The organism is Mucilaginibacter sp. PPCGB 2223, from assembly GCF_001705515.1.
Lineage (GTDB): Bacteria > Bacteroidota > Bacteroidia > Sphingobacteriales > Sphingobacteriaceae > Mucilaginibacter.
On the sequence record NZ_MDJS01000001.1, the window covers coordinates 2,099,681 to 2,119,979 of the forward strand.

Consider the following 20,299-nt stretch of genomic DNA (forward strand, 5'->3'; position numbering starts at 1 on the left):
AAATCTCCCCTAAAGTGGAGACTTTCTTGTTTAATGGTTATTTAAGTTTTTTATCTCCTCCCCCTTTAAGGGGGGCGGGATGGGTTTAGTGCGTATACACTTCCCAACCCATATAATTACCCAAAGCCTCTTTTAAAATACCCGCAGTCTTCGATGCGTTCATCACCACGTGGTGCTCAAAACCGTTGCGGCAAACGTATTGCATCAAACCCTGCAGATCCGGTATCTGCGCCACGGCGCGGTTGCCGAAAGTATTGAGCGTATCGTCGGTCAAAACACCTTCGCCGATATAAGCTTTAATGATCCCTTTCGGATCATCGGTACTGATACGGCCGTAAGTCAATGGCGATGCCGGCGTTCGTCCCGCCAACGCGCCGTAAGTATTCTCTACACCTACGCTGGTACCCAATATCGGTGCGTTGCTGATCTCGATATCTGGTAAAAATGATTTGGCCCAGTTACCACAGTGGAAAAGCACGCACTTGTTCTCATCATCCGCGTAGTTATTGTTCCAGTCAACCAGCGCGCTCGGCGAGCCTGATGCCAGTTGCATGGCGTACATGGTGAGTGTACCAGTAACATCCACCTCGCAGGCGCTTGGCAGCATATTCTCGCTCATGATGCTCATACTGGTACACACGTTGCAACCATAGTTTTTTTGCAGCGATGTCCAGCATTGGATGGCCGTAGCGTCCAGCGCGTTTTCCTCCATAAAATGGTTAAGCACCACGTCGAGCTTGGCTATTTGTATCATGGCTTCATCGGGCGTAACGCCCTTTGATGCGTAGGCGTTTATCTTTTCGAGATGGGCTTTTACTTCGGCATCGTCTTTAGTGAGCTTGTTTGCATTACCCAATATTTCCGAAAGGTCGACCGTAGTAACCGTAATACCGTTGCGTTGCAGTATCTTTTCACTGTAGCGCACAGTATTAAATGCGCCGGGGCGGGCACCAACCGCCCCGATACGCACTTTACGCAATCCTTTAACCACGCGGCACACGGCCACAAAATTGAGTAGATCGGTAGTAAATTCGGCCGATGAGGGGTGCACCACATGGCTGTTAGTCAGTGTATATTTTATGCCGTATTGATACAGGTTATTGCAAACCGATACTTTACCGCACCACGAATCGCGGCGGCGGGCAACATCCAGCTTGTTCAGTTCGTCGGGATAAGCCTGTATCAGTACCGGTACATCCAGGCCGGATAATTTAATCGTATCGGCCACGCCCTTTTCATCACCGAAATTTGGCAGCAATACTAAGATGCCGCTGATCTCGTCGCGGTGCTTAGCGAACAATTCGGCGCATTTCTGTGCGTCCTTAAAAGTTTCGACGCCACCAAGCTTGGATGAGGCCTCATCCAGCATAACGGGTGTAATATTCAGCTTATCGAATAAAGCAACGATATCGGTACGCGACTCCGACACCAAACGGTCGGGAAAGAAATCGCGGTTGCCGATGATAACGCCTAAAGTAGCCTTGGTGCTCATTATATCCTGTAAAATTGTTTCAAATTGGTTACGGCATAATAGTATAACTAAATACCGGGCAGCGAAAAACGGATGATACGCTGTTAGCCAAAACTATAGTAAACTGTTGGTTAATTGTGATGATAGGTTATCCGAATATTATGAAATATTAGCATGGAAATCTTAAGAATGATACCCTGCGGTGGAAAACAAAAAGGGCGCAAGCTATCAGCCTGCGCCCTGTATTATTTGATTTAAAAAGAGCTATTTGGTCAGATCGGGATGCTCATTGATCACCTCATGATGCAGCAACTCTTCCCTGTCGGTTTTTGGCGCTTTACGCGACTTCTTTAAATAAGCTGCGGGCTCTTCGTGCACTTCCGCTGCTTTTTTCGAAAACATATTGCCCAGTTTGCCAAAACGTTCGGCAATCCGTCCGCGGATACCCGAACCTCTCTCTGTCAGGAATAAATAAGCGGTCGCACTCGCGGCAACCGAACCAAGCGCAATGGCTGCCACCAACGCACCGTTGTTATGTTGTTTTACAAATGGATTTTTCATGGTCTATCATATTTCTTTCATCAACAATACAGCTCAATAATTGTTCGATAGCATTTAATAATGACGTAATAAACATTTTAAGGTCGCAACTGTATATACCAATGGACATTTAAGAACTATACAGGTGAATTACGAAAAAACACTGGAACTGGTACGCGAACATGTACTATCACTTTTTAAAACACGCGCTGATGACCGGCTGACCTATCATAACGCCGCACATACGCAAAGCGTGGTATCATACGCCATACAGATAGCCGACCATTACCAGTTGAACGATGATGATTTTTTTGCTGTATGCGCTGCGGCATGGTTTCATGATAGCGGGTATATGCTGGATCTGCACAACCACGAAGATAAGAGTATCGAAATAGCGAGGGAGTTCTTCTCTGATCATCACATCAAGGCAGCTGTACTTGATAGGATAATTGCTTGCATTGAGGCTACCAAGATACCACAAAACCCCAAAGGGCTTTTGGAAAATATTTTATGTGATGCCGATCTGTTCCATTTAGGCACTGATGACTTTACCGGGAAAAGTAAACAGTTACGTCAGGAGGTTGAGGCTCTGCACAATACCAGGATAGATAGGGCCGAATGGCGGCAAAGGAATATCGACCTGCTTGAGGGGCACCGCTATCATACCGACTATTGCCGGCTTCTGCTTCACGACAGGCTACAAGAAAACCTTAACAAATTGCGCAATAAACAACAAAAGACTGCAAGTAAAGAGCAACGCCCGGTGCCGGAAACGCAGGATACCCCTCCCGGATTTGAGCCTGCACAAGCCGAAATAGTAAACATCGTAAACAATGCGCCGCATTTAAAAGTTAAAAAGGATAAAAAACGCAGCAAAGGCGTTGAAACCATGCTGCGGATAACGGCCAGCAACCAGCAACGTTTAAGCAACATGGCCGATAGCAAGGCGCATATTATGATATCAGTCAACTCCATTATTATATCACTGCTGTTAAGTTTACTGTTGCGTAAGATAGACGAGCATCCCAACCAACTAATACCGGCCATTATTTTACTGGGCATCAACCTGGTCACTATTGTTTTTGCCATACTGGCTACACGCCCCAATGTTACACAGGGTACCTTCACCGGCGAAGAAGTTAAAAACCGTAAAGTGAACCTGATGTTCTTCGGTAATTTTTTTAAGATGCCTTTTGACGATTATGAAGCCGGCATGAACGATATGATGAACGATAACAACTTTTTATACGGCAGCATGGTGAAGGATATGTATTCGCAAGGTGTGGTGCTGGGCCGCAAATACCACTTGCTGCGTATGTCGTACAACGTGTTTATGTATGGCCTGGTGATCTCGGTAGTGGCGTTTGTTATATCAACCCTGGCCGTATAATGATGAGCACGCCGGCATTTACACCTGTTTTTTTTGACCGCGACTTAAGCTGGCTGAAATTTAACGAACTGGTGCTGGAACAGGCTGAGAATCCTGCCGTACCTGTTTTAGAGCAGATCAAATTCTTATCCATCTTTTCATCAAACCTGGATGAGTTTTACCGTGTACGGATGCCCGTGTTGCACGCCGTTGATAAGATCGTAAAAAAAGGCAAAAAAGAGATCAATATCCAATCTTCAGCAGTACAGGCCGTCGCTCTCATCGAAGATCAGCAGCAAAAATTCGGCCGGATACTTAAGGATCAAATTATTCCCGAACTGGAGAAAAACAATATCACCTTTTGGTATGATAAGCCGCTGGATAATGGGGTATTCAGTGAAACATCCAATTGGTTTTATAGCCAGGTACTGGCGTTCCTGCACCCTGCACATATCATAAAAGATAAATTTTATCCAAAAAACAACAGGCTTTATTTTTTGATCTTCCTAAAAAAACAGGATCAAGGCGAAGAACAGGTGGTTTTAAATATCCCCAGTGATAAACTGCCGCGTTTTTTTTCTATCAACCAAAATAAAAAACAGCACATTGTTTTTTTAGATGATATCATCAGGTTTCACCTGCCGGCGATATTTAAAAACTGCACGATAAAAAACTGCTACAGCTTTAAAATAACGCGCGATGCCGAGATCGACCTGAAAGATGAATATGAGGGCGACATAGCCGAACAGATTGAAAAACAGCTCGAGAAACGGGAGTTTGGTTATGCTACCCGCCTGCTTTACTCGCCAGGCATGCCGTTAAGGGTTTTGGAAATGCTGATAGACCGGTTTAACCTTCATCATGCCAACCGCATGCCGGGCGGCGTATATCACAACCTGAAAGACCTTTTTGATTTCCCGGTTAAGAACACCGGTTTAAGTTACCACGAGTGGCCCGCGGTCATCGCTCATCCTGTCCAAACACAAAGCCCGGTTTTCGATGATATAAGCAAGGGCGATATCATCGTACATACACCTTATCAAAGCTACAATATCATACTTCGTTTCTTCAACGAAGCCGCTATTGATGCCGGTGTAGAAGAAATATACGTAAGCCTTTACCGTGTCGCCAGCGATTCGCGCATTGTGAACGCCCTTATCAGCGCGGCTAAAAACGGTAAAAAAGTAAATGTGCTGGTAGAGTTAAAGGCCCGCTTTGATGAGGCAAACAATTTAAAATGGGCTAAGAAGCTTAAAAACGCAGGTGCAAGTATCATCTACAGCGTTACTGCCTTAAAGGTGCACGCCAAGATAGCCCTGGTAAAACGCAGGCAGCACGGCAGGCTTAAATATTTTGGATTATTAGGTACCGGCAATTTTAACGAAGGCACAGCCAGGGTTTATACCGATCATATCCTGATGACCGGCAACGGCGACCTGTTGCGCGAGGTAGAATTGCTGTTCATCTTTTTGGCCAAGCGTGTTAAACCCGAAAAGCACCCGCCCATCTATTTTGAACATTTACTGGTGTCGAAATTTAATTTGCGGCAACGCTTTATAGGGCTGATCGACCGTGAGATCGAACTGGCAAAACAAGGCAAACCGGCCAGAATAACCCTCAAGATTAACAATATTGAGGAACAGGTATTGATCTCGAAATTATACGAGGCATCCAACGCGGGCGTAAGTATCAATATTATTGCCCGGAGTATTTGCTGCCTGATGCCGGGGGTGAAGGGCATGAGCGAAAATATCCGGGTGACCCGCATTGTTGACCGTTACCTGGAGCACGGCCGTGTTTTCATTTTTAATAACGATAACAAACCGGAGGTCTACCTCGGTTCGGCCGACTGGATGAACCGGAATATTTATCATCGTATCGAAGTTTGTTATCCCATTTATGATCCGCAAATCAAACAACAACTGCTTGACATTGTAGATATACAATTAAAGGATGATGCACAGGCCGTGGCGATAGATGATCAGCTGAACAATGTTCCGTTTCAACACAACGCTAAGCCACAGCAATCGCAATTACAGATCTACAACCTATTGAATAAAACATCGCATTGACATGATGAAAAACACGATCATATACACCGCCATCCTGTTGATGTGCTCCGCTTTTGCGGGATGTGCACAAAAGCAGGTTTATACAAGTCCGCCCGGTTACGACCTGACCAAACCTGTAAAATATATCATGCCCGATAGTCTGCATGAAATATCGGGCATAGCCTTTAGACAAGGCAACGCGGGCATGCTTTACGCGGAAGAAGACGAGCATGGCCGTGTGTACTATCTGCACTTAGGCGATAAAACAGCAAAGTATACCCAGTTCAGGCCTAAAGGCGATTTTGAGGATATGGCCATTTGCGGGCAGCAGGTGGTAATGCTGCAAAGCAAAGGTGTACTTTTTACCCTGCCGCTTGCCGAAGTAGGCAAACCGCAAACTAATAATGTACAAAAATGGGAAGGTATCTTACCCGACGGGGAGTACGAAGGTTTGTATGCCGACGAAAAGGCCCAGCAGGTTTACGTATTGTGTAAGCATTGCAGCATCGATAAAACGAGCAAAACCAACAGCGGCTTTATTTTCGACCTGGGAGCCAACGGGGGCATAAAAAAGTCGGGCGATTTTGTGATCAGCGTAAAGCATATCGAAGATATCACCGGGCAGGACAAGGTGCGTTTCCACCCGTCCGGCCTGAGCCAAAACCCGGTTAACGGCGACTGGTGGATACTTTCATCCGTTAACAAAATGCTCGTTGTGGCCGATAGCAAATGGAAAGTAAGGCAGGTTTATTTGTTAGACCCCGCACTGTTCACCCAACCCGAGGGCATTACCTTCGATAACCAGAACAACCTGTACATCTCGAATGAAGGCGGCGACTCACCCCATGCTAACGTCTTAGAATTTCCTTATCAAAAAACCTCAGGAAATTGATGAAAAAGGCAGCGCTATTTTTACTTTTAACAATACCGCTTTGGTTAAAGGCACAAAACAACATCCAAAGCCGGGTAATTTTAATTGGCGATGCCGGCGAGATGGATAGCCAGCAAGCTTTTGTGCTCCGCAACGCCGCGTCGAAGATAATTAAAGGCAAAACCACCGTGCTTTACCTGGGCGATAATGTTTATCCTACAGGCATGGGTTTGCCGGGCAGCCCCGATGAGCAGACCACAAAAAATATATTGCGCACGCAGTTTACCCCTATGCGCCAGGCCGGTGCGCCTGTTTACTTTGTACCGGGCAATCACGATTGGGACCGGATGGGCCCGCTGGGCCTGGCAAAGATCAAAAGACAATCGGAGTTTTTAGCCGAGCAAAAAGACTCTCTGCTGCGCGCGGCCCCGGCCAACGGCTGCCCCGATCCTACCGAGATCAGCGTATCCGACAACATGGTCATCATCGCTTTCGACTCAGAGTGGTGGCTCTATCTTTACAATAAAGACAACCCTATAGCGGATTGTGATTGCAAAACCAACGATGAGATACAGGCACGTTTTGCCGAATTGCTGTATAAAAACCGTAATAAAGTGATTTTACTGGCCGATCACCACCCTTTCGAATCGTACGGGCACCATGGTGGCAGCTATATTTTTAAGGATTATCTCTTCCCTTTAACCTCAGTAAAGGAGAACCTGTATGTACCGATGCCGGTATTGGGCGCATTATATCCTTTTTTGCGTGGGACTTTTGATGTCCCCGAGGATAACGGGCACCCGTTGTACCGTACCATGGTAAAAATGATCGGCGATGTTTTTAACGGCGACCCGAATGTGATCCATGTGTCGGGCCACGAGCATGGATTGCAGTTTATCCGCGATGGCGATTTTACCCAGGTGGTAAGTGGTTCGGGCGCCAAAAGGGCAGTAGTAAAAAAAGGCAGGAACTCGCTCTTCGCGCAAAGCATAGGTGGCTATGTAACCGTTGACCAAATGGACGATAAGAGCATAAAATTTACTTACTACGCCAATACCGCAGATAGCACACTGAGCCCTGTTTTTACCTATACCAAACCCTATGTTAAAATAAAGATACCCGTTGAAAGAAGCGACGAGATTATCAAAGGCGATAGTATTACCATCGCCGCCAAGCCATCTTTTGATAAAGCCGATAAAGCCCACCGTCTGATGTTCGGTGAAAACTATCGTAAAGAATGGGCTGCCCCTGCACGGGTTCCGGTTATCAAAATGAGCACCTATAAAGGTGGCCTTACGCCGGTATCATTCGGCGGCGCGCACCAGAAACAAGCGCTGGTGCTTAAAGATGCGTCCGGCAAAAAATACGTGCTGAGCAGCATCGAAAAATACCCTTTAATTTTATTGCCGCAAGCCTTAAGCCAAACCTTTGCCAAATCGTGGCTGAGCGATGCCATGTCGGCTCAACATCCGTACGGCGCGTTAATAGCGCCGGTTATTGCGCAGGCGGTAAAGGTGGCGCACACTACGCCCGTCATCGGTTACGTTGCGGCCGACCGGCGCCTTGGTTATTACGAAAAAGAGTTTGCGGGCACCTTATGCCTGCTCGAAGAGCGTGAACCTGGCGGCGATAGTTCGATCAACACGGGGAACATGATCAGGGAGCTGGACAGGAACAATTCGAACCGGCTGGACAGTATCGAGTTTTTCCGCGCCAGGCTATTGGATTGGTTTTTGGGCGACTGGGATCAGCGGGCCGATCAGCTGCGCTGGCTGGGTATACAACGTGGGCCGATCAGATATTTTTCGGCCATCCCCCACGATCGTGCCGTAGCCTTCTATATCAACGAGGGTATCCTGCCGCAGGTTGCATCAAGGCAATATGTAGCACGATACCTAAAAGGGTATGAGGCACCGCCGGGCTCGATCATCGATTTCTTCTATAATGGACATGATCTCAACACGCGCTTTTTAAGCCAGATAAGTTATGAAAAATGGATGCAGGTAACACGTGAGTTTGCTGCGGCATTGACCAATGATGTTCTCGAGCAATCGCTCAGGCGGCTGCCGCTGGCCATTTACCGGATCAGTCACGACAGGTTGTTAAAAGATATGAAATATCGCCGCGACCATTTGATGGAAGCATCGGATATCTATTTCCGGTTCTTAAATAAAATAGTCGACATTAAAGCGACAGACAAAAGCGAGCTCTTTATCCTGAAAGACACTTTAAAAAACAGCCTGATCGTAAGAGTCAATAAACTACCCGTTACCGGTGTAAAAAGCACTGTATATTTTAAGGTGTTCGATCCGGCTTTTACCAAAGAGGTAAGGCTGTTCGTGGCCAAAGGGCAGGACAGTATCGTGGTGAACAATACCACATCGCCGATAAAAATACGTATAGTTGGCGGTGATGGCAACCGGGTATATAACCTGCAAAACAACACCAAAAAGATAGATATTTACGAAAAGGTAAACACGGCAACGTTTACAGGTAGTGGCAAAGTGATTGTAGATAAAAAACTATCGAACGACTCGGCTAACGTGGCCTACCTGCCTACCACGCGTTATAATACCGGTATCCCCTTATTTACTACGGGCTATGACCGCGATCAGGGCTATTTTATTGATGCAGGTGTAAAATACCTGCGCCAGGGCTTCCGTAAAAATCCATCAACCACGCAAACGCTTACAGTAGGGCATGCATTTGGCTACGAGGCTACCCGGGTTAATTTCATTGCCGATATCAATAGCGGCCCCCAAAAGGCCGACGCCGAATTGCAGTTTAAAGGTTATTTCCCAAATAACATTAACTTCTTTGGCCGGGGCAATACAAGCGCATATAATAAAACCGGCGATTACGTTAATTTCTATCGCGCCAAATTCAATTTCCTTACCGCCGATGCAAGCCTGCGCTGGCAAAACATAGCGGCAACGCAAAGTGTGCGGTTGGGGCCGTCTATCCAATACTATCATTATTTAAACGATTCCTCGCCCAACCTCATCAATCATCCCAAGCTGGTTAACAGTTACGATAGCCTGAACTATACACAAAATAAACTGCACATAGGTTTTATGGTGACTTATATTGATGATAAGCGCGACCGGAAGATACTGACCTCGTGGGGCGCATACGTCAATTCGCGCATACAGGCCTACGCAGGTATAGGTAATACGGCAAAAACTTTTCTGCAATGGATGACAGAAGCCATACTGTACAAAAGTGTAGACACCTACTCGAACTTTGTGATAACCGAGAAGGCCGGGGCCGGGGTAACGCTCGGCAAAACCACTTTTTACCAGGCCATGTTTTTGGGTGGCGAAAATAACCTGATCGGTTACCGGCAAAACCGCTTTGCCGGCGAGCAAATGTTTTATAATAACCTCGAGGCGAGGATAAAGTTCAACAATCTGTTCTCCTATATTCTGACAGGGCAGTACGGCATTACGGCTGCCTATGATATCGGCCGTGTCTGGGACCGTTCTGAACAGTCGAACGCCGTTTGGCATAATGGTTTTGGTGCAGGCGTTTATTTTTCACCGTCGGATATGGCGCTCCTGCAGGCCAAGGCAGGCTACTCCGTCGAAGGCTGGTACCCGTCGATCAATTTTACCTTAACATTTTAGCCTTTCGTTTGTAGTAATAGTACGGTAAAATGCAAACAGCTATACTTGATATTAAGGAGAACGCGGTAGAGAACGAACTGGTGGAAACCGCCTTTTCGTTTAAATCGTTTATCAACTATCTCAAAAAGCGCGTGGATGCGGAACAAACCATTAAAGGCGAGTTCTACCGTTTCGTGCTCAACAAGTTCAAGTACTATCCCGAGCTTGAAACAAAGACGCTAACCGCCCATGAGGCAGGAAAATATACCAGTGTTCTGGAATTGGTGTATACTATCCTCTCGCCCGCCATTGAAGATGAGACCAGGTTTTTCTGGGCATTAAGCACGCCACTGCCGTCGCAGATAGTTTATAGCACCGACGCCTTTTTTAGTTTTTTAGCCAAACAGAATGAGGGCCGCAAAACCAACCCGGGCGAAGATAATTTAAGTCCGCTTTTAACACGGCAAATAGATTTTATTTACCGCCTGATTTTGCAAAAGCTTTACGGCTTTCCGCCGGATATCAGTAACGATATTATTTACTCGCATCCGGACCCGGATACTAATATTTGCAAATACTACCGCATCCATACCGACACCAGTTTTATAGAAGTGATCGCCACAGGCGACCTGCCCGAGATTAACCCGGAAATGGTAGAGCCTTTTTTATACGATGGTGTAGAAATGGATACCTTGCAGGACATCATTCCGTTAAGCCTGTTCAAACTGGAAGGCTTCGCCGTAATTACGATAGATGATATTACGGCCGACAGATCGGTAGAGAACATCCGCAACGCGCTGGTGAACTATACCAATAACGGGCAAACCGATCTTTATGGCGAGGTGATCAGCTCGCTGCAAACACTTACCGGTAACGCAGCTATCAAATTCGGCCTGCTACCCCTGTTACGGGTGAACGGAGCGCTGATATTCGACACCAAGGAATGCGGTAACAGTATCCTGGTGAAAGCCGCTAAAGAACAGCAGGCCGCCGAAGAAACGTTTAACTCGTTCGTTAATCATTATATCGAAAAGCCCGGTGCGATGTATTTCAGTACCCTGAACGAAAAAAAATTAGAGCAGTTTCCATTTTTAAAAGTAATTAGGCAAAGCGGCATCAAATCGTACGCCATGCTCCCGGTGTATTATAACCGTAAGCTGGCGGGTATACTGGAGATCTATTCGGAACAAAAAGTTGTTTTTTACGAAAAGCTGCTTTCAAAACTACAGGGCGCAATCCCGCTGCTGGCACAACTGCTGCAGGATAGCGCCGAGCAATTTAACCTGAGCCTGAACGATGTCATCAAAACTAACTTTACCACTTTGCAGCAACCTGTAGAATGGAAATTTACCGAAGCTGCCTGGCATTACCTGATCGCCAAAAACACAGGAATAGACGAACCCGATATCGAGATCGTTTCGTTCGACAATGTATACCCGCTTTTTGGCTCCATCGACATCCGAGACTCGACGATAAAACATAACGAGGCGCTGAATAAGGATATGGATGTGATCATAAGCGCACTGCATAGCACTGTCAGCGGGTTAGAAAAACACATTTCTAAACGCCTGTTCGCTAAACTAACAACTGCACTAAAAGCATGGCTTAAAGTGTTTGCTGCGATCAGAAAATCTAACGATGAGATTTTGTTCAGCAATACCCTGCATGGCGTTGTACACCCTTACCTGTCGCAATACCGGAAAAAATATCCGGCTACCGAAGCCGCGCTGAACGACTTTGCCAAAACGGTGAACGAGAAAAAAGGTGAGGGATACTCGCAAAGGCGCGCGCTCGAGGCTTCGATCAAACAGATCAACGGCGCACTTAACCACTACTTTGAACAGGCCCAGCTAAAGCTTCAAAAAATTTACCCAAGCTATTTCGAGAAGTTCCGGTCGGACGGGATAGAGTACGATATTTATACCGGGCAATCGTTGGCGCCTGCCCTTGAATTTACCCCTGCTCATTTAAAACAATTCAGGATGTGGCAGGTAAGATCAATGTGTGATGTGGCGCTTTTGGCCCATAAGCTGCAACCCAAAATGCCGGTACCGCTACAGATTGCATCGCTTATCTTTGTGCATTCGAGCCAGATCAATATCTGTTTCCGCAATGATGAGCGCCGTTTTGACGTGGAAGGATATTACAACATCAGGTACGAAGTAATTAAAAAACGAATAGATAAGGTTCGCATCAGAGGCACCAAGCAACGCCTTACACAACCCGGGCAGATAGCCCTGGTTTATTTTAACGATACCGAGGCCGAAGACTATATAAGTTACATCAAGGAACTGCAAAAGGAAAAAAAACTGAAGAACGACCTGCATATGGTCGACCTCGAAGAACTACAGGGCGTTACCGGCTTAAAGGCATTCCGCGTAAGTATCAACTTTAAGAATTAACATCCAAAAGAACAATTGCCATCCTTATATGTTAGGTTATATATCAGGGCGATCCTGAGTAAACATCTACCGTATATGACTTATAAACAACTACTTATATATTGTTCTTTAGCAGTTTTAGCTACCAGTTCCCTGGCCCAGAACCGTCCTGCAAACGATAGCATTACCGTGGCTGTTCATCCGCAATACAACCGGGTTAGTGGCTTTCACCGGTGGCTGTTAGGTAAAAACTACCGCCAGTTATGGGCCATGCCTGTAAAGCTAAAGGTTTTCCATCTCGAGACCGAAAAAGACGGATTGAAGATAACCGGGAAAGGCGGCGGTAACCAGACGAGTTCGTTAGACCTGGTCGATTCTACCGGGCAGGAATGGGTATTGCGATCGGTAAATAAAACCACTTCGCGCTCCCTGCCTAAATACTATAACCACACCATCGTTACCGCTTTTTTGCAGGATGAGGTGTCCACATCGCACCCATTTTCGGCATTGTGCGTCCCGCCGATGGAAGAGGCGCTTGGCATCCCGCATAACCATCCTTCGCTCGTTTACCTGCCCGATGGGGATAATCTTGGTAAATACCGTAAGGAATTTGGCAACCAGGTTTATTTATTTGAAGAACACAATCCGCTTGATGGGTCGAAAGCTATCAAAACTGAAAAATTGCAGGAAAAACTGCAAAAGGACAACGACAACAAAGCCGATCAGCATCTGTTGCTGCGCGCCCGTTTGCTGGATATGATTATGGGCGACTGGGACAGGCACGAGGGCCAGTGGCGCTGGGAAAAAGAAGGTGATACAACGAAAGATCTCTATGAACCTATCCCCCGCGACCGCGATAAAGTTTTTTATACAACCGACGGCGTAATGCCATCGATCATTACACTTTTTGAGCCTAAACTATCCCCTTTAAAAGATCATATTAAGAATATATCGGGCTGGAACAGTAACAACATTTCTTTCGATCTGTATTTTTTAAACCAGTTAAGCTGGGACGACTGGCAAACAGAAATTGACTACATACGAAATAAACTAACAGACGATGTGATAGCAGGCGCCGTGAAATTAATGCCAGCTGATGCTTACCGGCTTACCGGTCAGAAAATTACCGGGACCTTAATACAAAGGCGAAACAATATCGGTAAAGATGCTTTTGAGTACTACCGCTTTTTAGCAAAAACTGTGGATATACCTGCGTCGGATAAAAATGAAAAGTTCACGATAAATTCAACCGATAGTGGCCGGGTGATTGTTACGATCAATAAGGTAAAAAAAGACAGCGTGGGCAAGGTGATCTATCAGCGCACCTTCGATCCCGAAATAACCAAAGAGATCCGCTTATATGGTTTAGATGGAAAGAATAGTTTTGATGTGACCGGCAGCCACCCCCTGCCCGTTAAAGTGCGGATGATCGGTGGTAATGATGAAGATACTTACAAAATAAGCAACACATTGGACAGCCGGGGTAAACTATTTATTTACGATCGCTCCGATCAAAAAAACAAACTCCCGTCATCGTCGTTCGTGCATATCCGCACCTCTGCCGATTCGACCATCAACAGCTACGATACGCCGGTACATAAGTCCGATCATTTTTCGCCGTTGATCAGTTTAGGTTACAGCCCGGAAGATGGCGTATTGCTCATCGGCGGCATCCATGCCGAAAAGCATGGTTTTAAAGATGCGCCTTATGTGAGCAAGCAAGAGTTAAAGGTAAGTTACACGCTCGCCAAGCAATCATTCATCATAACTTATAAGGGCGATTTTAAGAAGGTTGTTGGTAATAACGACCTGCAGGTAAACATTATGGAGCGTGGGCCGAAGAACGTTAACAACTTTTTTGGCCTGGGCAACATTGGCGAGTTTGTAGATGCGGGCGACAAAACCTTTGATTATTACCGCAACCGTTATGATTTTACCAATGCCGATATCCGTTTGGCACATCAATACGGCAAATGGCAGCTGAGCGCTGGCGTTGCGGGCCAATATTATAGCAGTTGGGCATCAAACAACGGTACTCACTTTTTTTCTGAGTATAACCAGTCGCACCCCGAGCTTAACCTGTTCTCAACCAAGTATTATGCCGGTGTTGCTGGAGGCGCCATATTCGATACCCGCAACAACGCTAAATTTACCAGCAGCGGAGTTCTCTGGAAAACCAATATTACCGGCCTAACCGCTTTGAACGTTAATAACAAAACCAACGGGGCTATCCTATCGACCTTTAGCTTTTTTATCCCGGTAAAAGATTCGGCCATTGTGATTGCCGACAGAACGGGCGGAGGTACCTTTATTGGCGGCGGCGAGTTTTTCCAGATGATGAACCTGGGCGGGCCAAGTTTGCAGGGTTACCATACAAGCCGTTTTATAGGTAATAGTATGCTGTATAATAACCTCGAGTTAAGATTAAAAGTGTGCGATTTTAATGCTTATTTGTTCTCATCTGCACTGGGTTTGATACTGTATAATGATGTAGGCCGGGTTTGGTTAAACGGCGAGTCATCACACACTATCCACGATGCGTATGGCGGTGGTATTTACCTTACCCCTTACCACTCGTTCATTTTAACGGCGGTTGCCGGTCAGGGCACTGAGGGCTACTTAACTTATTACTCGATAGGGTTCAGGTTTTAATAACGGGCTGTTATAATTTGGAGCAGTATGTCAATTTAAAATTTCGAGTCCATAGCATGGTCCGGTTCGGCTTCCTGGCCGGTCCATATTTTTACCGACGACCATGGCAATGACGCACCGCTCCAAAACTCATCCGTTTCGGGTAGAGCCAACGGTAAAAAAATATCCATACAGATATACAGACTGCCGGTTGTGATATAGGCATCGGCCAGGTTGGGCTGGTTGCCGTAAATACCCATATTTAACCAACCCTTATCGTTAAAAGTTGCAGGCGATTCGAGCGTCTTTTTAATTACCGCAGTTAAAGCGCATCGTATTTGCGCAGGTTTGAGGCTCGGCGGCAATTGCTGTTTGTAAGCCATATAAGCCAGGTGATGAAAAACGCCGCCCCGGTATACTACCGAGCGCCCCGTTACCGGGTAACTGCCATCCGTATTGATGAGCCGCTCCAATATCTGCGCATAACGTTTACTTATCGGAGCAAGCGCTGCCGACTCCTTAGCATAGCTACCCTTCTTGGTGCTCATCACCTCGATAATAGTGTTGAGATTGGGATGAATAACGATGCTGTTGTAATAGTCGTAATGAAATTCCATCCCATCCGAAAACATCCCATCGCCTACATACCAGTGTTTGGTAAACTCTTTGATACCAAAATCCAGCCGTACGGGATCATAATCGAGATTGTATTTGCAAAAGAACGCCTCGATCATTCCACTGAACAACAACCAGTTGCTATAGCCTGGGACAGTTGCGCGTGTAGCTTTAAACTGCGTGATGACCTGTTGCTGCACTTCAGTATCCAGATGTTGCCATAACCAGGGCGACCGGATCAAGGCCAGCGCAACAAACGAGCCATCTACCAAGGGCTGGCCGCCTGTCCATTGTAAAAAATCTTTTGCTTCGGGGTTTACCGCATTGGCAATGGCTTTTAACGCCCACTCCCGGTATTGATCGCGTAATTTCACCTCTTCGGCGTTGCCCCCCTCTGCCTCGAGCCACGGCGCTAATCCGCACAAGGTTCGGCCGAAAGCTTCCAGGTAGGCAACCTTCGCCCTGCTTTCTCTGTTATCAATCCTGGGCGAAAACTCAACAGGCATATTGGCTTTCAGGGTATTGCCGGCAAGATTCATCATCACCGGCCGTGCAATTTTATCCATATACATCAGCCAGGTTTTACGGTCGGCGCTGCCAGGGGTATTTTGTGCGCGCGCAGTTCCGCTCAAAGCGAGAAACAACGTAAAACTTATAACAGCAACTTTCCTGCTGACTATAAACAAATAAGGCGTGTAGCGACTTTCAAAAAGTGCACACTTAGCCGATAAGGGAATTGTTTCTGAATGCAAGACGTAAACTGATCAGGTTAGTAATTAATTGACTGATTCAAACCTAACCAATCTATGGCTAATTTAAAATATATTTACAATTGTCAGATCAACGATTTTTCAGCCCATGGCTGCCACCTGATACTTACTGAAGCAAAGCCATATGCTGCATTACGCTGTTCCATCCGCTTAGCGATATAAACGCTTTCTTCCCAAGTTTACTCAATGGTGCACTTACGTTAACGCTGATACTTTCGTGCGGAGCGAGCGTAAAATAGTTAGCCGACCAGTACGATGGCATCACTTCATCGCCGTTGCTCATCAATTGCGGCCGTACAAAAAATGCTACCTGGTTTGAATTGTTGGTGATTTGCATACTGTATTTCTTATCGCTTCCCACTTTTTCGCCTTTGCCCACGGTTAGTTTCAACTGTGCTTTAGGCATATTTTTTAAAGAGGTGTAATCAGTATCCGGCGCCAGCCAGTAAGCGTTATGCGATACCGCTTTACCCGATGCATCTTTCACGTTCAGGATCACAAAACTTACGCCGTTTGTATTTTTTAGGGTTGGCGACAGCTTTACCTGCTCTTTAACCCCTGCATCATTTAGCGAAATTTTGGCTGTTTGAGTGAATAGTTGTTTAGCATTCAGGTCGAATATCTGTGTTTTAACCGTCAACGGCCCGGTTGCATTATGCGTGCGGTTAACTACAGCTACGGTGCTGTCGTTCAAATTCAATTGCGCATGCACCTGCTCGCAGGCGTTTTGCATAAAGTAATAGCCGGCATTGGGTTCGAGGTACCAGTCATACACCTGCCATATTACACTCGGGAAAGCCGCATTCAATTTCCACAGCATTACACCACCTGTTTCATTCAGTTTGTGATTTGCCGCCTCGAATATTCCCTGGTAACCTATCGCATTCAGTAATTGCATTTTGTTAGCGAAATCCTCTTCGCTTTCGGGTTTACCGTAGCGCCGTACCATCTGGCTATAATACTTGTCATACCGCCCGGCACCGGTACAGGCGTCGTGGTAGCCCCAGGTATTATTGAGCGGGAAAGGCAGGCTCTTATCCCAGGCAGGATCATTTATGATACGCGCCATAGTTGTATATGGCGGTTGCGATGGCAAGCCGGTTTCATCTTTAAATACCCAATCCTTAGCAGCATCGGCCAATTTGTAATAATCGTGCGGGTCGTGCCACTCGTACGGGCCGCCGCTGTACACTCCCGATGGTTTATCATCGGGCCACGAGCCTTTCCAGCCTTCGGTCAGCTTGGCATAGCCTGATGAGCTTGGGATAAATGGCCGGGTACCATCCAGTTCGATGATGTTGTTTCGCATCGCATCGAACAACTCTTTACGGGCATGGCCCTCGTTACCGCCGGTCCAAACCAGCAGGCTCGGATGATTACGGATGCGGTAAATAGTGCTTACAACATTACGCACAAACACATTACTTTCCAACGGCCAGTCGGGCGAACCTTTAAACTCGCCCTGGGTATCGCCGGTAACCCAAAAATCCGACCATACCATGAGGCCATACTTGTCGGCAGCATTAAAAAAAGCATCCGGCGGTGTTACGCCGCCGCCCCAAATGCGTACCAGGTTAACATTGGCGTTGCGGCACAGGTGCAGTTCGCGGTCAAAACGGGTTGAATCGCGGTTAACCATCATATCAGGCACCCAGGCGCCGCCAACCAAATGCACTTTTTTGCCATTCACAAAAAAATCGCGGCGAACGAAGCCGTTAGCAGTAGTTACCGCACTGGTTGTTGTGGTACGTATACCGAACACGAACGAAGTATCATCGCTAACACCCGAAGCATTAATATATTGCAGCCTTATTCGGTACAAATTAGCTCTTCCATAATTATTTGGCCACCATAAATGGGGCGCATTGATAGTTAATTGTTTAATGCTATTGGCATCGAGATCGACAGTTGTCGATGCAACGGCTCCCACACTCACATTTTTTTCGAAGGTGATGGGCGTAGCGCCGCTAAAGTTTTCAGGTGCGATACTCACTTTCAATTTACCGTTTTGTGCCGCTTCCGCATGGTTGTTCAGCATTAAATTCAGCGAAAGTTTAGCCACATCGTTTTTGGGCAAATTGGGCAGATCTGTTTTTAATTGCGGATGGCCGATAGTCACGGCGCCTGTAGTACGCAGAAAAACCGGTTGCCAGATGCCCATGTTTCGGTCGCGTACGGGTGGCATCCAGTCCCAGCCAACAGAGCACAACATGGTTACATTTTTACCGATATCGCCGGTAGGGCCACCGTTTAAAAAGAATGGCCCTAAGGCCTTCAGCTGTTCTGTATCGGGTAAACCGGGATAGTCAAGCGGGTATATTTCTACCGCCAGTGCATTTTCGGCACCGGCCTTAATCTGTTTGGTTATATCTAAACTATACTCGGCAAACATGCCGGCCATCTGATCGCGGCCGGCAATCTGATGACCGTTAACCCAAACCGCAGCCCGGTAGTTGATGCCTTTAAATATCAGCTGAAATATTTTGCCTTTATCACCCGCAGGCACAGCAAATGTGGTGCGGTACCAGTAAGGTTTTTTCCATGGGTTAGGCTCGCCTGGCAGGTGGCTGTACTTTTCGAGATCGTACTGCTTGTTAAACTCGTCGCTTGCATCGGGTATGCGCATATTGTTGAGTGCCTGGTAAGGGTCGGGGTACACCTTGCTGGCAACCAGGCCGGTTAACACAGTCGATGGTACTTTTACCGGGTACCAATGCTGGGTTGAATGATATTGAGTTGATGATAATTCCTCGCCCGAATTGCCTACCAGCGCCGATGACTGCAGGCCGAACTTAGTTAACTTAACCTGTTTAACCTGGGCACTGCTGCAAAAAACCAGCAGTGAAAGGATTAATGAACCTGATATGGTACGGAGATTAAAAGTCATACTCTTTAAATTGTTAGGTTTATTTATTGCCATAGATACTCAACCGCGTTATCCGGTTTTGAAACATAGTTCGATAGCTGTCGGCCATTGCCTTAAAATCTGCTTCGCTATTCTGGCCGGGATAGGGTACATAATAATGATTGGGATTACCATTTCGCCAAAGCATCATATAGGATATGGGGTATTTTGATACCACAGGCATCAGGTCGTTCGTCCACCAGTCGCTTCTGGGGATGCCTTCGTAACCGGTCTCGGCGATAGCTGCCAGTTTGTGGTGTTGCGCTGTCATTTTTTGTGTAATGGCCAGTTGCAGATTCAATGTAATTTTAAACTGCGTGATATCATTACCGCAATAGGTATCAAAACCAACCACATCCACGTAGTCGTCGCCGGGATAGCGTTCCATAAAATCAGCCTCGTTCCGGAAGTTATCCCCTACCGAATATACGATCAACAAGTTATGTAATTTCTTTTTATCGCGCAGATAGTTTACCGTGAACCTCCAGAGGGCCTTAAAATCTTCGGGATTACATTCGTCCTTTCCCCACCAAAACCAACTGCCTGTTAATTCGTGAAACGGTCTGAACAAGATGGGTATCGGCTCTCCGTCCTTACCTTTCAAAGTTTTTAAATAAGCAGCTAACTTATCCAGGCGATCAATCCAATCGTGGTGGCAAGCTCCACCGGGCAACAACTGGCCGACTGTATTTTTTGTAGTATCCCAGGCTGTTTTACCGTTTACCGGGTTGTTGAGATGCCAGCAAAAGGTATTGATGCCGCCGCGATTGTACACATCTTCAATATATTGTCGTTGTGTTTCAAAAGGTATGCCATTGATATCCTTGTCATGCCCCAGTTCGATGCCCGATGCGTCCCATCCGTACAAAGCAGGATATGAGCCGGTGACGCTCTTCACATCCGACCGGCCGGCGTCGCCACGCCAGCCTACACCGTAGGCCAGGTCGTCGTGATGGCCAAAGATCACCCCCGCCCCGATTAGCCTTTGCATACTCGAGTACAGCCACCGGGTTTCGGCAGTCGCGTCCTTATCGCATGGGTTATAAACTCTCGTGTTCGCCATGCTGCAAAATATTACCGCCAATAAAAC

At 46.6% G+C, this 20,299-nt stretch carries 11 protein-coding genes; 6 read left to right on the plus strand and 5 right to left on the minus strand.

The genetic code is table 11. The annotated features are described in order from the left end of the window. Positions 1–85: 85 nt before the first annotated feature. The gene (locus tag BEL04_RS09120; RefSeq protein ID WP_066002565.1) at positions 86–1,492 is read right to left on the minus strand and encodes an L-fucose/L-arabinose isomerase family protein; all 1,407 of its coding nucleotides are present in this window, start codon (positions 1,490–1,492) and stop codon (positions 86–88) included. A gap of 243 nt (positions 1,493–1,735) precedes the next feature. Beyond that, entirely contained in the window at positions 1,736–2,032 is a 297-nt protein-coding gene (locus tag BEL04_RS09125; protein WP_066002567.1) for a hypothetical protein, read from the minus strand. Positions 2,033–2,156: 124 nt separating this feature from the next. Between BEL04_RS09125 and BEL04_RS09130 the strand changes: the two genes are divergently transcribed. The 6 genes from BEL04_RS09130 (at position 2,157) to BEL04_RS09155 (ending at position 14,940) form a co-directional block, all read left to right on the plus strand. After that, complete coding sequence (locus BEL04_RS09130) at positions 2,157–3,401, plus strand: Pycsar system effector family protein (protein WP_066002568.1); 1,245 nt, start codon at positions 2,157–2,159, stop codon at positions 3,399–3,401. Next, positions 3,401–5,452 (plus strand): polyphosphate kinase 1, encoded by a 2,052-nt coding sequence (gene ppk1 / locus BEL04_RS09135; RefSeq protein ID WP_254659546.1) that lies wholly within the window; start codon positions 3,401–3,403, stop codon positions 5,450–5,452. The genes BEL04_RS09130 and ppk1 overlap by 1 nt, the downstream gene beginning before the upstream one ends. A 1-nt stretch (position 5,453) precedes the next feature. After that, positions 5,454–6,323, plus strand: a complete 870-nt coding sequence (locus BEL04_RS09140) for an SdiA-regulated domain-containing protein (protein WP_083227832.1) — start codon at positions 5,454–5,456, stop codon at positions 6,321–6,323. After that, positions 6,323–9,928, plus strand: coding sequence for a BamA/TamA family outer membrane protein (locus BEL04_RS09145; protein ID WP_066002573.1), 3,606 nt, complete (start codon positions 6,323–6,325; stop codon positions 9,926–9,928). Before BEL04_RS09140 ends, BEL04_RS09145 begins: the two co-directional genes overlap by 1 nt. 29 nt (positions 9,929–9,957) lie before the next feature. After that, a complete protein-coding gene (locus tag BEL04_RS09150) occupies positions 9,958–12,309 on the plus strand; it encodes a hypothetical protein (RefSeq protein ID WP_066002575.1) in 2,352 nt (783 codons plus the stop codon). A 75-nt stretch (positions 12,310–12,384) separates the two neighbouring features. Beyond that, the gene (locus BEL04_RS09155; protein ID WP_066002578.1) at positions 12,385–14,940 is read left to right on the plus strand and encodes a hypothetical protein; all 2,556 of its coding nucleotides are present in this window, start codon (positions 12,385–12,387) and stop codon (positions 14,938–14,940) included. Positions 14,941–14,975: 35 nt separating this feature from the next. On the opposite strand, the gene BEL04_RS09160 is transcribed toward BEL04_RS09155, so the two are convergent. The 3 genes from BEL04_RS09160 to BEL04_RS09170 all read right to left on the minus strand — a co-directional run bounded on the left by BEL04_RS09160 (position 14,976) and on the right by BEL04_RS09170 (position 20,272). Then, positions 14,976–16,166 (minus strand): DUF2264 domain-containing protein, encoded by a 1,191-nt coding sequence (locus BEL04_RS09160; RefSeq protein ID WP_254659547.1) that lies wholly within the window; start codon positions 16,164–16,166, stop codon positions 14,976–14,978. A 244-nt stretch (positions 16,167–16,410) separates the two neighbouring features. Further along, positions 16,411–19,191, minus strand: a complete 2,781-nt coding sequence (locus BEL04_RS09165; RefSeq protein WP_066002580.1) for a glycoside hydrolase family 2 — start codon at positions 19,189–19,191, stop codon at positions 16,411–16,413. Positions 19,192–19,210: 19 nt separating this feature from the next. Continuing rightward, positions 19,211–20,272: a glycoside hydrolase family 26 protein gene (locus BEL04_RS09170; protein WP_175404037.1), complete on the minus strand. Its 1,062-nt coding sequence runs from the start codon at positions 20,270–20,272 to the stop codon at positions 19,211–19,213. Between the last annotated feature and the right edge of the window lie 27 nt (positions 20,273–20,299).

Excerpts from the sequence above, each read along its gene's own strand:
- BEL04_RS09170 (WP_175404037.1), bottom strand. The coding sequence starts at position 20,272 with ATGGCGAACACGAGAGTTTATAACCCATGCGATAAGGACGCGACTGCC.
- BEL04_RS09165 (WP_066002580.1), bottom strand. The coding sequence starts at position 19,191 with ATGACTTTTAATCTCCGTACCATATCAGGTTCATTAATCCTTTCACTG.
- BEL04_RS09145 (WP_066002573.1), top strand. The coding sequence starts at position 6,323 with ATGAAAAAGGCAGCGCTATTTTTACTTTTAACAATACCGCTTTGGTTA.
- BEL04_RS09155 (WP_066002578.1), top strand. The coding sequence starts at position 12,385 with ATGACTTATAAACAACTACTTATATATTGTTCTTTAGCAGTTTTAGCT.
- ppk1 (WP_254659546.1), top strand. The coding sequence starts at position 3,401 with ATGATGAGCACGCCGGCATTTACACCTGTTTTTTTTGACCGCGACTTA.
- BEL04_RS09150 (WP_066002575.1), top strand. The coding sequence starts at position 9,958 with ATGCAAACAGCTATACTTGATATTAAGGAGAACGCGGTAGAGAACGAA.
- BEL04_RS09120 (WP_066002565.1), bottom strand. The coding sequence starts at position 1,492 with ATGAGCACCAAGGCTACTTTAGGCGTTATCATCGGCAACCGCGATTTC.
- BEL04_RS09125 (WP_066002567.1), bottom strand. The coding sequence starts at position 2,032 with ATGAAAAATCCATTTGTAAAACAACATAACAACGGTGCGTTGGTGGCA.
- BEL04_RS09140 (WP_083227832.1), top strand. The coding sequence starts at position 5,454 with ATGATGAAAAACACGATCATATACACCGCCATCCTGTTGATGTGCTCC.